This is a genomic window from Pantoea dispersa (assembly GCF_014155765.1).
In the GTDB taxonomy this organism is placed as follows: Bacteria; Pseudomonadota; Gammaproteobacteria; order Enterobacterales; family Enterobacteriaceae; genus Pantoea; species Pantoea dispersa.
This window is the reverse complement of the sequence record NZ_SCKT01000009.1, coordinates 165,350-180,239: the sequence shown is the minus strand read 5'-3', so window position 1 is coordinate 180,239 and position 14,890 is coordinate 165,350. Positions and strand designations below refer to the sequence as shown.

At 61.4% G+C, this 14,890-nt stretch carries 7 protein-coding genes; all 7 read right to left on the bottom strand.

What is annotated here, in order from left to right:
* Positions 1-293: 293 nt before the first annotated feature.
* On the bottom strand, positions 294-1,484 hold the full coding sequence (gene lplT / locus H7K56_RS20420; RefSeq protein ID WP_150361104.1) for a lysophospholipid transporter LplT: 1,191 nt from the start codon (positions 1,482-1,484) through the stop codon (positions 294-296).
* Positions 1,481-3,631 (bottom strand): bifunctional acyl-ACP--phospholipid O-acyltransferase/long-chain-fatty-acid--ACP ligase, encoded by a 2,151-nt coding sequence (gene aas / locus H7K56_RS20415; protein ID WP_150361103.1) that lies wholly within the window; start codon positions 3,629-3,631, stop codon positions 1,481-1,483. The genes lplT and aas overlap by 4 nt, the downstream gene beginning before the upstream one ends.
* 89 nt (positions 3,632-3,720) lie before the next feature.
* Positions 3,721-5,112: an efflux transporter outer membrane subunit gene (locus H7K56_RS20410; RefSeq protein ID WP_375140421.1), complete on the bottom strand. Its 1,392-nt coding sequence runs from the start codon at positions 5,110-5,112 to the stop codon at positions 3,721-3,723.
* Positions 5,113-5,124: 12 nt separating this feature from the next.
* Complete coding sequence (locus H7K56_RS20405; RefSeq protein ID WP_150361101.1) at positions 5,125-8,226, bottom strand: efflux RND transporter permease subunit; 3,102 nt, start codon at positions 8,224-8,226, stop codon at positions 5,125-5,127.
* Positions 8,223-11,372, bottom strand: a complete 3,150-nt coding sequence (locus H7K56_RS20400) for a multidrug efflux RND transporter permease subunit (RefSeq protein WP_150361100.1) — start codon at positions 11,370-11,372, stop codon at positions 8,223-8,225. The genes H7K56_RS20405 and H7K56_RS20400 overlap by 4 nt, the downstream gene beginning before the upstream one ends.
* The gene (locus tag H7K56_RS20395) at positions 11,369-12,574 is read right to left on the bottom strand and encodes an MdtA/MuxA family multidrug efflux RND transporter periplasmic adaptor subunit (RefSeq protein WP_182689048.1); all 1,206 of its coding nucleotides are present in this window, start codon (positions 12,572-12,574) and stop codon (positions 11,369-11,371) included. The genes H7K56_RS20400 and H7K56_RS20395 overlap by 4 nt, the downstream gene beginning before the upstream one ends.
* Positions 12,575-13,017: 443 nt before the next feature.
* Entirely contained in the window at positions 13,018-14,748 is a 1,731-nt protein-coding gene (locus H7K56_RS20390) for a penicillin-binding transpeptidase domain-containing protein (protein WP_021506690.1), read from the bottom strand.
* Between the last annotated feature and the right edge of the window lie 142 nt (positions 14,749-14,890).

The window sequence follows — 14,890 nt, the reverse complement described above, 5'->3', positions numbered from 1 at the left end:
CGTTTATAACTGTTACCCATGTGCCCGGTCTAAAGTGTTACCCATGTGGCCGGTTTGTACCTTAACGCGCACCCTACAGGGTTTGTGACCTTCGCGTACCTGCTGCGGTTTTGGTGCGCGTTAACGCGCACCCTTCAGGGTTCGTTACCCTCGCGTACCTGCTGTGGTTTTGGTGCGCCTTAACGCGCACCCTACAGGGTTTGTTACCCTCGCGTACCTGCTGTGGTTTTGGCGTACGCGCCCGGCCAGGGTAGGGTCGCCATTCATGGCGACCTGGTCCCTTTCTGCACCGCTCAGCGACGCTTTCTCCACCACAGCACGGCAATCGCCATGGCGAACAGCGCGCCGAAGCCCACGCCCGTCGCGACCGCCGGCGCACCCAGCTTAATCGCCACGGTATACAGCCCCAGCATCAGCAGCATCGCGCTGTTCTCACCCAGGTTTTGCACCGCAATCGCGTTGCCAGAACCCACGGTATCTTTGCCGCGCTCCTGCAACAGCGCGTTGAGCGGCACCACAAAGAAGCCGCCGAGCGCACCAATCAGCATCAGCAGCAGATACGCATTCAGCAGGCTATGCTGCAGCGAGAACAGCACCACCATCACGCCAATCAGCACGCCGGCTGGCATGCAGCGCCGCACCGTTTGCAGCGTGACCAGTTTTGCCGCCGCGGCCGCGCCGATCACGATACCGATCGCCACCATGGCATTCAGCGTGGTCGGCGTCTTGTTGTCCGTGATGCCGAGCGCCACCGGCACCCACAGCACCAGCAGGAAGCGCAGCGTGACGCCGGCACCCCAGAATAGGCTGGTGCCGAGCAGCGAGAAACGCGTTTCACCGTTACGCCACAGCAGCTGTGCCGAGGCGATAAAGCTGCGCAGCATCACGCCAGCGTGCCAGCTCTGGCCGGGGCGCGCTGGCTGCAGACGCGGAATGAACAGGTTCGCCACCACCGCCAGTGCGTAAGTGAGCGCACACACCACCAGCGCCGCCAGCAGATGCCAGTCGGCGAGCACGCCGCCTGCCACCGAGCCGAGCAGAATCGCCGCGATAGTCGACGACTCCATCAGCCCGTTGGCTTTCACCAGCCGCGCGCCGCTGGTGATCTCCGTCAGGATGCCGTATTTCGCCGGCGAATACGCCGCCGCGCCGACCCCTACCAGCGTGTAGCCGAGAAACGGATTAAAGCCGAAGCAGATCACCAGCGCACCGAGCAGCTTAAGGCTGTTGGCAAACATCATCACCCGCCCTTTGGCAAAGCTGTCGGCCATCTGTCCGACAAACGGCGCGAGCAGAATGTAAGTGGCCACAAACAGCATCTGCAGGATCGGCTGGCTCCAGTCCGGATAGAACTGACTTTTCAGCAGCGCCAGCGTGGCGAACAGCAGCGCGTTGTCGCCAAAGGCAGAGAAAAACTGTGCCACGATCACCGCCAGCATACTGCGCGACAGCAACGGGGCGTCCGGATTCACCGACTGACTCATGCCCGCTCCTCTTCTGCCAGCTGTTTCAGGCTGACGTAGTCAGGTTTACCGCTGCCCAGCATCGGCAGCTGTTTCATGTAGCGAATGTCGCGCGGCACGGCCAGCTCTGGCGCCCCCAACTCACGCGCGGCCTGCTGCAGCCGCTCGCGGCTGAGTTCACTGTCAGTGGTAAACAGCACCAGCGCTTCACCACGCTGGCCATCAGGCCGCAGCGACGCCGCGTGCTGTTTCTCCGCCGAGGCTTTCAGGGCAATCTGCTCCACGCTCTCCAGCGACACCATCTCTCCGGCGATTTTGGCGAAGCGTTTAGCGCGCCCCTGAATCTGACAGAAACCGCCCTCGTCAAAGCTGACAATATCCCCGGTATCGTACCAGCCGGCTTCCTGTTCGCCTTCGCCGTTATCCGCCACCGGTGGCTCCAGCACGCCGGGGTTTTCCACCCGCAGGTAGCCGTTCATGACGTTCGGACCGCGCAGCTGCAGCCGTCCGCCCTGCTCAATACCGGGTACCGCAATCAGACGTGAATCCATGCCCGGCAGAATACGGCCTACGGTATGCGATTTGGCGGCCATTGGTACGTTGATTGCCACCACCGGTGCACATTCGGTCACGCCGTAACCTTCGAGGATGCGAATGCCGTACTTCTCCATGTAGATCTGGCGCGTGCCTTCCTGCAGCTTCTCGGCACCGGCGACGACGTAGCGCAGCCGGGCGAAATCGTACGGGCTGGCAAAGCGCGCATAGTTGCCGAGGAAGGTCGAGGTGCCAAACAGCACGGTGCAGTTACGGTCGTATACCAGCTCCGGCACGATGCGATAGTGCAGCGGGCTGGGATAGAGGAATACCTGCGCGCCGGTCAGCAGCGGCGTGAACAGCCCGACGGTGAGGCCGAAGGCGTGGAACAGCGGCAGCGCCGACATAAAGCGGTCGCGCGGGGTGAAATCCGCCACGGTGCGAATCTGCTCCACGTTCGCCAGCAGGCTTTTATGCGAGTGCACCACGCCTTTGGGATTGCCTTCCGAGCCGGAGGTAAACAGCACCATTGCCGCGTCTTCTGGCTGCTGGGCAACCTGTGCCCGGCGTGGCAGCAGCAGGTGCGCGAGGATCCACAGTTTGTCCTGCAGCGTGACGGTATCCTTCAGATCCTCCAGATAGATCCACTGCACCTCCGTCAGCCCCTGCGGCAGGTGCCACAGGTTGCCTTTCTCCAGGAACTGGCGCGAGGTAAACACGGTTTTCACCTGCGAGGCGGTCAGCGCCGCGCGCATGCCGTTGATGCCGGCGGTGTAGTTGAGCATGGCCGGCACGCGACCGCGCAGTGAAGCCCCGAGAATCGCTGCCGCGGTCACCGTAGCGTTCGGCAGCAGCAGGCCAACGAATTCGCCCTGCTGGCTGTAGCGCTCCAGAATGCGTCCGACGCCGAGCGCTTTTTTCAGCAGCCCGGTGTAGCTGTCCGGCTTAAAGTTGATGTCTTCGATGCAGGGTTTGCTCAGCCCGTAACGGGTGCGTGCATTGAGAAAAGCGTCGAACAGCGTTTCGCGCGGGCGCACGGCCATGCGCGCTTCCATCATCACATGATGTAAATGCTCACCGGCCAGCACGCGGCGGTCGCGCGCGCGTTTCGCTTCCGGCATGGGAATTACCGTGGCCGGCAGCACCGTCAGAGTAATGCGCGGGAACAGGCGGCGTTTAAACACCCCGGCCAGGCGGCCAAACGGGGTGTACTCTGCGCCTTCAATGCGCATCGGCACCACGGTGGCGGCGGATTTCGCAGCGACGAAGCCAGCGCCGCTGTAGATTTTCATCAATGAGCCGGTGACGGTAATGCGCCCTTCCGGAAAGATCACCACCGGACGCCCTTCGTTGATCATGCGCACCAGATGTTTGATCGACATCGGTTTGGTGGGGTCGAGCGGCACGAAGTCGATGACCGGCCTGAGCAGGCGCATATACCACTGTTCGCTGATCGAGGAATAGACGGCGAACACCGGTTTGATGGGCAGAAACAGCGCCAGCAGCACGCCATCGAGAAACGACATATGGTTTGGCGTGATCAGCACTTTTTCTTTGTGCAGGGCAGTCAGATCGCCACGCAGCTCAACGCGCCATAACAGGCGACAGAGGAAACGCAGAACGGTAAATAGCATGCCAGCTCCTTAGCAGCGGTAAAAATGGTTCTTACCTTGCAGGATCCGGGGATGTTCGACAAGTAGCGCAGTGATTTATCGTGATGAATTCAGGGTGATTCGCCCTGCCAGCCGCCGCCCAGCGCGGCGATCAGCGCCACGCTGCTCACCCACTGGCTGCTCTGCAACGACAGCAGGCTCTGCTGCTCGCTCAGGCTGCTGTTTTCCGTGGTAGCGACATCAAGGTAATCAATCATGCCGGCGTCATACTGGTTGCGCGTTACGCGTGCTGACGCCTGTGCTGCCACGGCGGCGCGCTGCTGCGCGGCGATTTCCCCCTGCAGGGTATTCAGTTCCACCAGGTTATCTTCCACTTCTCCCAGCGCGCTCAGCACCGTCTGGCGATAGGTGGCCACGCTGGCATCATAGGCGGCACGCGCCTGCGCCACTTTCGCCGAGGTCGCGCCAAAATCGAGCAGCGTACCGCTGAGCTCCGGCCCCAGCGACCAGGCGCGATTCGGCAGCGACAATAAACTGTGGATCGCTGAGGCGGTCACGCCACCGCTGGCGCTGAGCGTCAGGTCGGGATAATAACCGGCAACCGCCACTCCGACCGCCGCGTTGGCGGCCGCCACGTTACGTTCGGCATAGGCGATGTCCGGACGGCGCTGCAGCAGCGCCGAAGGCAGGCTCTGTGGAATGGACGGCAGCGTGGCATCCAGCTTCGCCACCGGCAACGTAAAGTCGGCTGGCGCCCGCCCCAGCAGCAGCGCCACCGCGTGCTCCAGTTGCGCGCGCTGCCACTGATAATCCTGCGCCGAAGCGCGGGCGCTCTCCAGCTGCATCTGCGCCTGCGCCAGGGTGGCGCGGGATTCGCTACCGGCGCGGTACTTGTTGTCGATCACGCTGAGATAGCGCTGATAAGCTTCAATGCTGCGCTGATAGAGCGCGATCTTTTCTTCGATGATGCGCAGCTGAAAATAGTCCTGCGCCAGTTCTGACTGGGCGCTCAGCGTGACATTGGCCAGTTCAGCCTGGCTGGCCTGCGCGCTGGCCTTATCTTCTTCCTGGGTGCGGCGCAGTTTGCCCCACAGATCCAGCTCCCAGCTGGCATTCAGCGTAGCGCTGTGGCTGTTGCTGACGCTGCGCTGACCGCTGGTGCTGGCACGGCTGCCGCTGCGCGTGCTGCTGACATCGTAGTCGAGTGAGGGAAACAGCGCCGCGCGCGACTGCGCGCTCAGCGCCTGGGCTTCGCGATACTGCGCCGCATAACTGGCGACGTTCTGGTTAGAGATGCTCACCTGGCGCAGCAGGCTGGACAAGGTGGCATCGTGATACACCGTCCACCACTCCCCTTTGCGACTGGCGTCCTGCGGCGTGGCCTGCGTCCAGCCTTTGGCCTCTTTATAGTGCGTCGGCAGCGCCATCGCCGGACGCTGATAATCGGGGCCAACGCTACAGCCAGCAACCAGTAGCGCCGCCGTCAGCGCGCCAATGTTCATCATTTTCATCAATCAGGATTCCACATGACGCACGCGCCGCCACTGACGCTGGGTGGCGCGGCTGAGACGATCCAGCCAGAGATAGACCACTGGCGTGGTGAACAGGGTCAGCAGCTGGCTCAGGGCCAGACCGCCGGCAATCGCAATCCCCAGCGGACTGCGTAAATCAGCGTCGCCACCGCTGCCCAGCGCCAGCGGCAGAGCGCCGAAGAAGGCGGCCAGCGTGGTCATCATGATCGGTCGAAAGCGCATCAGGCACGCCTGCGTAATCGCCTGCTGCGGCGACAGCCCCTGGCTGCGCTCGGCGTGCAGGGCAAAATCGATCATCATGATGGCGTTTTTCTTGACGATACCGATCAGCAAAATGATGCCGATCAGCGCAATCACCGTCAGCTGCGTATTGGTCAGCAGCAACAGCAGCAGCGCTCCGACACCTGCCGACGGCAGCGTGGAGAGAATGGTCAGCGGGTGAATGTAACTCTCATACAGCACGCCCAGCACGATATACACCGCCGCCAGCGCCGCGATGATCAGCCACGGCATAGTGGCGGTGAGCTGAGAGAACGCCGCGGCGGTGCCGGTAAAGCCCGCCTGAATGCTGGAGGGCAACCCCAGCTGTGCCATCGCTTGCTTAATCAGCGTCTGCGCCTGCTCCAGCGACACGCCGTCGTTGAGGTTGAAGGCGATGGTGCTGGTTGCTGACTGGCCCTGATGCGCAACCGACAGCGGCGCGTTGCCGCCGCTGAAGCGGGCAAAGGCCGCCAGCGGCACGCGATCGCCGCTGTCGTTAATCACATACAGTTGTTGCAGCATGGCCGGATCGCGCGTGTCGCTGTCCTGCAGGGCCATCACCACATGGTACTGATTGAGCGTGTGATAGAGCGTGGCAATCTGTCGCTGGCTAAAGGCATTGTTCAGCAGCGTGTCCAGCATCTGCACGTTAACGCCCAGCCGCATGGCGCGGTCGCGATCGATATTGATCACCACCTCCTGTCCGCCAGTTTGCGCATCGGAATCCACGCTGTTGAGTTGCGGTATCGCGGCCAGCGCCGCCTGGACTTTCGGCGTCCAGCGGCGCAGCAGGTCGAGATCGTCAGCCTGCAGGCTGTACTGATAAGTGGCGTTGGCGCTGCGCCCGCCGATGTGCAGATCCTGCGCGGCCATCAGGAACAGCTGCGCCCCGGCAATATGGCGGGTTTTCAGGCTCAGCCGGTTAGCCACTTCGGTGGCACTGGCGCTGCGCTGGTCAAAATCTTTCAGCCGGACAAAAAAGTTGGCGCTATTGCGCGAGCCAAACATGCCGCTGCCCATTGACGACATCACGCTGTCTACCGCCGGATCGGCCTCAATGATTTTGGTGAACGCCAGCATCTTTGGCTTCATCGCCTGGAAGGAGATGTTCTGGTCAGCGCGCAGGGCGCCCATCAGCAGGCCGGTGTCCTGATTGGGGAAAAAGCCCTTTTGCACCACGCTAAACAGAAACAGATTGAGCAGCACGGTGAGCAGCAAACTCAGCAGGGTGATCCTCTGGTGCGCCATCACCCACGCCAGGCCACGCGCGTAGGCGGCCAGCAGCGCGTTGAGCGCATTTTCGATCAGCTGATAGAGCGGATGCGGCCGCCGGGTGACCTGCGGCTTCGGCCGCAGCAGCCGGGCGCACAGCATCGGGGTCAGGCTGAGCGAGACAAACATGGAGATCAGCAGCGAGACCGTCAGCGTCACCGCAAATTCGCGGAACAGGCGGCCAACAATACTGCCCATTAGCAGAATCGGGATAAACACCGCCACCAGCGACACCGTCATCGACAGCACCGTAAAGCTCACCTCATGGGCACCGCGCAGGGCGGCACGCAGCGGACTCAGACCGGCTTCGATATGCCGGGTGATATTTTCCAGCACCACGATGGCGTCATCAACGACAAAGCCCGTGGCGATGATCAGCGCCATCAGCGACAGGTTATCGAGACTGTAGCCGAGCAGATACATCACCGCGCAGGTGCCGATTAACGACACCGGCAGCGCCAGCGCCGGAATCACCACCGCCTGCAAATTACGCAGGAAGACAAATACCACGGCAATCACCAGCAGCATTGCCACCAGCAGCGTCTCTTCGGTGTCATACAGGGAGGCGCGCACCGTTGGCGAACGGTCTACCACCACTTTGAGCTGGGTATCGGCAGGCAGATCTTTCTCCAGCTGTGGCAGCTGCGCTTTGATGGCATCAATGGTGTCGAGCATGTTAGCGCCGGCCTGACGCTTGATGGCGATCATCACCGACGGCTGTGAATTGAGAAAGCCGGCCTGATACTGATCCTCCACCGAGTCATACACCGTGGCGACGTCATGCAGTCGTACCGCCTTACCCGCCTGGTAGCTGACTATCAGGTCGCGGTACTGTGCTGCTTTGTCCAGCTGGCCGTTGCCGTCCACCATCCAGGACTGGCTGCTGCCCTGCAGCATGCCTTTCGGCAGATTGCTGGTGCTGCTGGCGACGGCGCTGCGCACCGTATCCAGCGCAATGCCATAGTGCGTCAGCTGTTGCGGCTGCAGATCGATGCGGACCGCCGGCAGCGCGCTGCCCATCAGCGACACCTCGCCCACGCCCCTGACCTGGCCCATCGCCTGTTCAATTTTGCTTTCGGCGAGGTCATACAGTTCACCCGGCGTGCGCGTGGCGGAGGTAAGCGCCAGCATCACAATCGGCGCGTCCGAGGGATTCGCTTTGCGATAGGTCGGCAGCGACTCCATAGCACTCGGTAACAGGCTGCGCGCCGCGTTTATCGCCGCCTGCACGTCGCGCGCCGCGCCATTGATATCGCGGTCTAATTCAAACTGCAGAATCACGCTGGTCGAGCCCTGCGAGCTGGTCGACGTCATCTCCGTCACACCGGCAATCTGGCCGAGCGAACGCTCCAGCGGTGTCGCCACCGTGGCCGCCATGGTTTCCGGGCTGGCGCCGGCCAGGCTGGCGCTGACCATAATGGTAGGAAAATCCACCTGCGGCAGCGGCGCGACGGGCAGCAGCCGGTAGCCCAGCGCCCCGAGCAGCAGGATCGCCAGCGTCAGCAGCAGCGTGGCAACCGGGCGAAAGATAAACAGCCGGGTGATGTTCATGGCTCGCCCCGCGCCTGCTGCTGCCGGCGCTGCACGTAGCGCTTACCGCGCTGCGCCAGCCCATCAAACCACAGATAGATCACCGGGGTGGAGAACAGCGTCAGCACCTGGCTCACCAGCAGGCCACCGACAATCACCAGCCCGAGCGGCTGACGCAGTTCGGCACCGGAGCCGGAGGCCAGCATCAGCGGCAGCGCCCCGAGCAGCGCCGCCATGGTGGTCATCAGAATCGGCCGGAAGCGCAGCAGGCAGGCCTGATGGATCGCTTCGCGCGGCGTCATATGCTGCTTATGCTGCGCCTCCAGCGCGAAGTCGATCATCATAATGGCGTTCTTTTTAACGATGCCAATCAGCAGAATGACACCAATTAGCGCGATCAGGCTGAATTCGCTGCCAGCCAGCATCAGCGTCAGCAGCGCCCCGACCGCCGCCGACGGCAGCGTGGAGAGAATGGTCACCGGATGAATAAAGCTTTCATACAGAATGCCCAGCACCACGTACATGGTGATCAGCGCCGCCAGAATCAGCCACAGCGTGTTTCCGGTGGCACTCTGAAACGCCGCGGTTTCACCCTGATAACGCAGCGTTATGCTGGCGGGCAGTTTAAGCTGCTGCGTGACCTGCGCAATCGCCCGCTGCCCCTCCTCCAGCGAATAACCGGGGTTAAGATTGAACGACACCATCACCGCCGGGAACTGATTCAGGCGCATGTGCATCAGCGCCCCGGTCCGCGCATGCACGGTGGCGATGGCGGTGAGTTTCACCATGCCAGTGGTGGTGGTCTCACTGTCGCTGTCGCTGCTGGTTGATGCACTGCTGCTCACCGGCAGATAAACGTCATCAAATGACGCCGGCGACTGCTGATACTGCGGCGCCACTTCCAGCACCACGCGATACTGGTTCGCCTGGGTAAAAATGGTGGAAACCAGCCGCTGACCAAAGCTGTTGTACAGCGCGGTATCGACGTCAGCTGCCGTGATGCCGTAGCGCGCCGCTTGATCGCGATTCAGCTCCACATAGGCCACGCGCCCCTGATCCTGCAGGTTGCTGACCACGCCATTAAACTCCGGGCGCTGCTGCAGCGCAGCTATCAGCTGCGGCGTCCAGCGCACCAGGTTTTCGCTGTCGGCATCATCAAGGGTGAACTGGTACTGGCTCGGCGTCACCTGATCGTTGACCGTCAGGTCCTGTGCTGGCTGCAGATAAAGCTGAATGCCGGCGACCTGGCGCGCCGCCTGCTGTAGCTGCGCAATCACCTCATCGGCTTTGACGTCGCGCTGGTCAAACGCTTTCAGGTTGATCTGCAGGCGCCCGCTATTGAGGCTGGTGTTATTGCCGTCGATACCAATGGTTGAGGACACACTCTCGACCGCCGGATTTTGCAGGATCACCGTTGCCAGCGCCTGCTGACGCTGCGCCATCGCCGTGAAGGAGACATCCTGCGACGCCACGGTCACCCCCTGAATCAGCCCGGTATCCTGCGTGGGAAAGAACCCTTTCGGGATGGCCAGATACAGCAGCGCGGTGAGTGCAAAGGTTGCCAGCGCCACCAGCAGCGTCAGCTTCTGATGGTTGAGCACCACGCTGAGCAGGCGGTCATAGCCGCGTACCAGTTTGTCAAACAGCTCGCCGCCTTTGCGCGCAAAGCGTGACTGTTGCGACTCCGGAATATGCCTTAACAGCCAGGCACACAGCATCGGCGTCAGCGTCAGCGACACCACCATCGACACCAGAATCGAGACGGCCAGGGTGATGGCGAATTCGCGGAACAGCCGTCCGACCACATCCCCCATAAACAGCAGCGGAATCAGGACCGCAATCAGGGAAAACGTGAGGGAAATGATGGTGAAGCCAATCTGCTGCGAGCCTTTCAGCGCCGCCTGCATCGGCGTTTCGCCCTGCTCCAGCCGGCGCGAAATGTTCTCCACCACCACAATCGCGTCATCAATGACAAATCCGGTAGCGATGGTCAGCGCCATCAGCGACAGGTTGTTGAGGCTGAAATCGGCGAGATACATCACGCCAAAGGTGCCAATCAGCGACAGCGGTACTGCCACGCTGGGAATCAGCGTCGCCGCCACGTTGCGCAGAAACAGGAAGGTCACCATCACCACCAGTGCGATCGACAGCATCAGTTCAAACTGTACGTCGCTGATCGAGGCGCGGATGGTCTGCGTGCGATCGGCAAGCACGCGCATTTTCACACCATCCGGCAGCGCCGCCTGCAGTACGGGCAGCTGCTTTTTAATGCTATCCACCACCTGAATGACGTTGGCGCCGGGCTGGCGCTGCACGCTGATGACAATCGCCGGACGGTTATTGGCCCATGCCGACTGAAAGCGATTCTCCGGCCCCTGTTCGATATGGGCGATATCTTTCAGCCGCAGCGCCGCACCGTTCTGCCAGGTGAGAATCAGATTGCCGTATTCGGCCGCGGTGCGCAGCTGGTCGTTGGCGTCGATGGTCACCGAGTGATATTTGCCGTCGAAGCCGCCTTTCGAACCGTTGACGTTGCTGTTGGCGATCAGCGTATTGACGTCTTCCAGCGACAGCTTGTGCGCCGCCAGCGCTTTTGGATCCATCTGCACGCGAATCGCCGGCTGATTGCCGCCCGCCAGGGTCACCATCCCCACACCGTTGATTTGCGACAGCTTCAGCGCCACGCGCGTGTTCACCAGATCCTGCACTTCAGTCAGCGGCAGCGTGTCGGAACTGGCGGCCAGCGTGATCACCGCACTGTCGGCCGGATTGACCTTTTTATACGTCGGCGGATTGGGCAGATCGTCCGGTAGCAGATTATTCGCCGCGTTGATTGCCGCCTGGACTTCCTGTTCGGCGACGTCGAGCGACAGATCGAGGCTGAACTTCAGGGTGATAATCGATGATCCGCCCGAGCTGGCAGACGTCATCTGGCTAAGACCGGCCATCTGACCGAGCTGACGCTCCAGCGGCGAGGTCACGGACGAGGCCATCACGTCCGGGCTGGCGCCAGGATAAAGGGTGGTAACCTGAATGGTCGGATAATCCACCTGCGGCAGCGCCGAGGTGGAGAGAAAGCGATAAGCGAACAGACCGGCGATCAGCACGCCGACCATCAGCAGAATCGTCGCCACCGGGCGCAGGATAAACAGACGAGACGGATTCATGGCTGGGTACTTTTGCTGTCGTCAGCCAGCTGGACTTTGCTGCCGTTAGTCAGACGATCGATCCCCTCGGTCACCAGACGATCGCCTGGCGCCACGCCCTGCAGGATCGCCTGACGATCTTCCCCCAGTGCCGGTCCGGCGGTGACCGCTTTGCGCGTCACGCTATTATCTTTGTTGATAATAAACACAAAGCTCCCGTCGCTGCTCAGCTGCAGCGCCTGCGCCGGAATCACCGTCGCGTTTTTCAGCGTGCCGGTTTGCAAACGCAGATTAACGAACTGGTTGGCAAACAGCGCTTCGTCCTGGTTAGGAAAGCTGGCTTTCAGTTCGATGGTGCCGGTGCTGGTATCGATCTGATTGCTGATGTACTTCACCTCACCCTGCGCCAGTATGGTGCTGTTGTCCTGATCGAAGGCCGTCGCGGGCAGGCTCTGGCCGTTGCGCAGTGCGCGCGTCAGCTGCGCGATGTAACTTTGCGGCACGCTGAACGTCACGGCGGCAGGCTGCATTTGCGTCACCACCACAATGCCGGTGGTGTCGCTGGTCTGCACCATATTGCCCGGATCGACCAGCCGCAGACCTACGCGGCCGCTGATCGGCGAGGTGATGCGGGCATACTCAATATCCAGTTTTGCGCTGGCGATTTGCGCCTGATCCGCCGCCACCGCGCCCTGATACTGGCCGACGGTAGCAATCTGGCTATCCAGATCCTGGCGCGACAGCGAGTCCTGCGCTGCCAGCTTTTTGTAGCGTGCCAGCGTCAGTTGCGCACTGTGCAGCAGCGCCTGGTTCTGGCTGAGATCGCCCTGATACTGCGCCAGCGTCGCCTGATAACTGCGCGGATCGATCTGCGCCAGCAGCTGACCGGCGCTGACTTTCTGCCCTTCAGTAAAGAACACCTGCTGCAGCTGCCCGGCCACGCGGCTGGTGACGGTGACGCTGGCGTTGGGGATCACCGTGCCGAGCGCATTCAGGTACACCGGCACGTCGGCCGTCGCGGCAACGCCGCTGTGCACCAGCGTTGCCGGGCCGCTCATCTGCGCCGCGCCGCGATGACCGCCTGGCGGCAGGTCGCCGGGTACTGCGCCCCGCTTGCCGCCTGCCACACGCCAGATCACGCCTGCCGCGATCAGCAGCACCAGCAACACAAGCAGCCATTTCAGCCAGCGGGAGAAACCAGAACGGGGAGCATGGATAGTCATCAGCGTCTTCAGATCAGCAAAAGTGTGGGTAAAACCCCCGGTAAGCAGGGGATTATTTCAGCGAAAATCATCACGACGCGCATTATCGGCGGATCGCCAGAACGTTTTCTATACGCAAACCGTAAGCGTTTCGTTAAGAGATGCAGGATTTAAACCGCGCCCGGCAGCGGCCGGTGATGGCGCGCGCAGGCGCTATAAACGGGAGAGGAGGACAACTTACAGGCAAAAAAAACCCACGCATCCGCGTGGGTCGGTGCAACCGAACAGGGTGAATACCACAAGGGTATCGCTGCCACAGCAGCCGATCTTCACACCAATCAATACCTCTGGGACCTTTATCGTCGCGCAATGGCGGCGCGGATAACAGCCGCAAATCGCAACGGAGTTCGGCGAAATGCAACGAGGTGTGAAAAGCTCGACTGCGCGTTTACATCCTGATTTCGTTAAGATTTATCTGATGCCGGTTTACTGTAAATCGCGTCGGGTGCCACGTTCATGTGTTTCAGCACCGGCCCCATGATGTTGCCAAATACCGGCGCAGCCACCGATCCGCCAAAGTGATCGCCGGCGGTAGGATGGTTAATCATCACCACCAGCGCCACTTCCGGATGGCTGGCCGGCGCGATGCCGGCGGTGTAGTTAACGTAGCCGCCGTCATATTTGCCGCTGCTGCCCATCTTCTCCGCGGTACCGGTTTTGGTCGCCAGCCGGTAGCCCGGAACCGCTGCTTTCACCCCGGTACCGCCCGGCAGCACGTCACTCTCCAGCATGTGCACCACGGTTTGCACGATCTGTGGATCCGCCACCTGCCTGCCCAGCACCGGTGGCGTCACTTTGGTGATCGACAGCGGGCGATAGACGCCATACGAACCGAGCGTGGCGTACTCACGCGCAATCTGCAGCGGCGTTACGCGCAGACCGTAGCCGAACGAAAAGGTGGCGCGCTCGATGTCCGCCCAGCGCTGGCGATGCAGCGGGAAGTAACCCACGCTCTCACCGGTCAGCCCCAGCCCGGTCGGCTTGCCGAGACCAAACGCCTGATAGGTGTTCACCAGCGCTTCCGCCGGCATTGCCAGCGCGATGTGCGACACGCCGATGTCGCTGGATTTCTGCAAAATGCCGGTCATGGTCAGGCGTGGCCAGTGGCCAACATCGCGAATCAGGTGGCCGTTGACGCTGTAGGGCGTGGTGTCGATCACCGAATCGGGGCGCACCAGATGACGCTGCAGCCCTTCCATCACCACCAGCGGTTTCACCGTCGAACCGGGCTCGTAGCTGTCGTTGATGGCGGTATTGCGCATTTGCGCCGGCGTGGCGTTGTCATAATTGTTGGGGTTGAACGAAGGATAAGACGCCATAGCGAGGATCTCGCCGGTGTCGATCTTCACCAGCACCGCCGCGCCCGAATCGGCCTTGTTGAGCAGCACGCCGTCGCGCAGCTTGCTGTACAGCGTAAACTGGTCAAACTTATCGATGCTGAGCTGCACCGTCGGCGGCTGCTTCGGCGGCTCGTAATCGATCATCGCAATAATGTTGCCGTCCCCGTCCTGGCGATACACCTCTTTACCCGGCTCGCCCTGCAGTACCCGGTCAAAGCCCTTCTCCAGCCCGTTAAGCCCGTTATTGTCCGCCCCGACGATGCCAATCAGCGGCGCCGCGGCTTCACTCATCGGATAAAAACGGCTGTCGTCATACACCGAACTGATGCCTTTCAGATGCAGCTCAGCAATATCTTTGGCAATGCCCAGCTCGATTTTGCGCCCGAGATAGAGGAAGCGCTTTTTCGGATTGGCGGTGATCTGCGCGCGCAACTCGTCCGGTCGCAAATTCAGCGCCGCCGCCAGATAGCTCCATTTGGCGCTGGTGAAATCGGGATTGGCCTCCAGCACGCGCAGCGGATCGGCGATGATATCGCGTGATGGCACGCTGAGCGCCAGCGCCTGGCCGTCGCGGTCGAGCAGCGTGCCACGGTTGGTCGGCAGCGTCACGGTCCGCAGCGAGCGCTGGTCGGCCTCGTGCTCCAGCATCGGATGATTGATCAGCTGCAGATCGCCGACGCGCGCCAGCAGCAGGCCCATGCAGCCTAATACGCCCAGACAAATCAGACGAAAACGAAACGGGTTAAACGGGGCTTTAATCTGGTCTTTTCCCAGAAATTTTTTAATCGGGGGCATGGCGATCCGCTGCGATAAAAGATGAATCCAAAGGGGTTAGCTGCAGTTATAAAGAAAGGTAAAGCGAGTTGACAGGAAAACAATGTATCAGTTCGTTTATGCCCGATTGAGGTCACCGCAACGGGACGCATCACACCGGCAG

Bases quoted from the DNA above. Each gene is read 5' to 3' on its own strand.
- H7K56_RS20405 (WP_150361101.1), bottom strand. From the start codon at position 8,226: ATGAACATCACCCGGCTGTTTATCTTTCGCCCGGTTGCCACGCTGCTG.
- H7K56_RS20395 (WP_182689048.1), bottom strand. From the start codon at position 12,574: ATGACTATCCATGCTCCCCGTTCTGGTTTCTCCCGCTGGCTGAAATGG.
- aas (WP_150361103.1), bottom strand. From the start codon at position 3,631: ATGCTATTTACCGTTCTGCGTTTCCTCTGTCGCCTGTTATGGCGCGTT.
- H7K56_RS20390 (WP_021506690.1), bottom strand. From the start codon at position 14,748: ATGCCCCCGATTAAAAAATTTCTGGGAAAAGACCAGATTAAAGCCCCG.
- H7K56_RS20410 (WP_375140421.1), bottom strand. From the start codon at position 5,112: ATGAACATTGGCGCGCTGACGGCGGCGCTACTGGTTGCTGGCTGTAGC.
- H7K56_RS20400 (WP_150361100.1), bottom strand. From the start codon at position 11,372: ATGAATCCGTCTCGTCTGTTTATCCTGCGCCCGGTGGCGACGATTCTG.
- lplT (WP_150361104.1), bottom strand. From the start codon at position 1,484: ATGAGTCAGTCGGTGAATCCGGACGCCCCGTTGCTGTCGCGCAGTATG.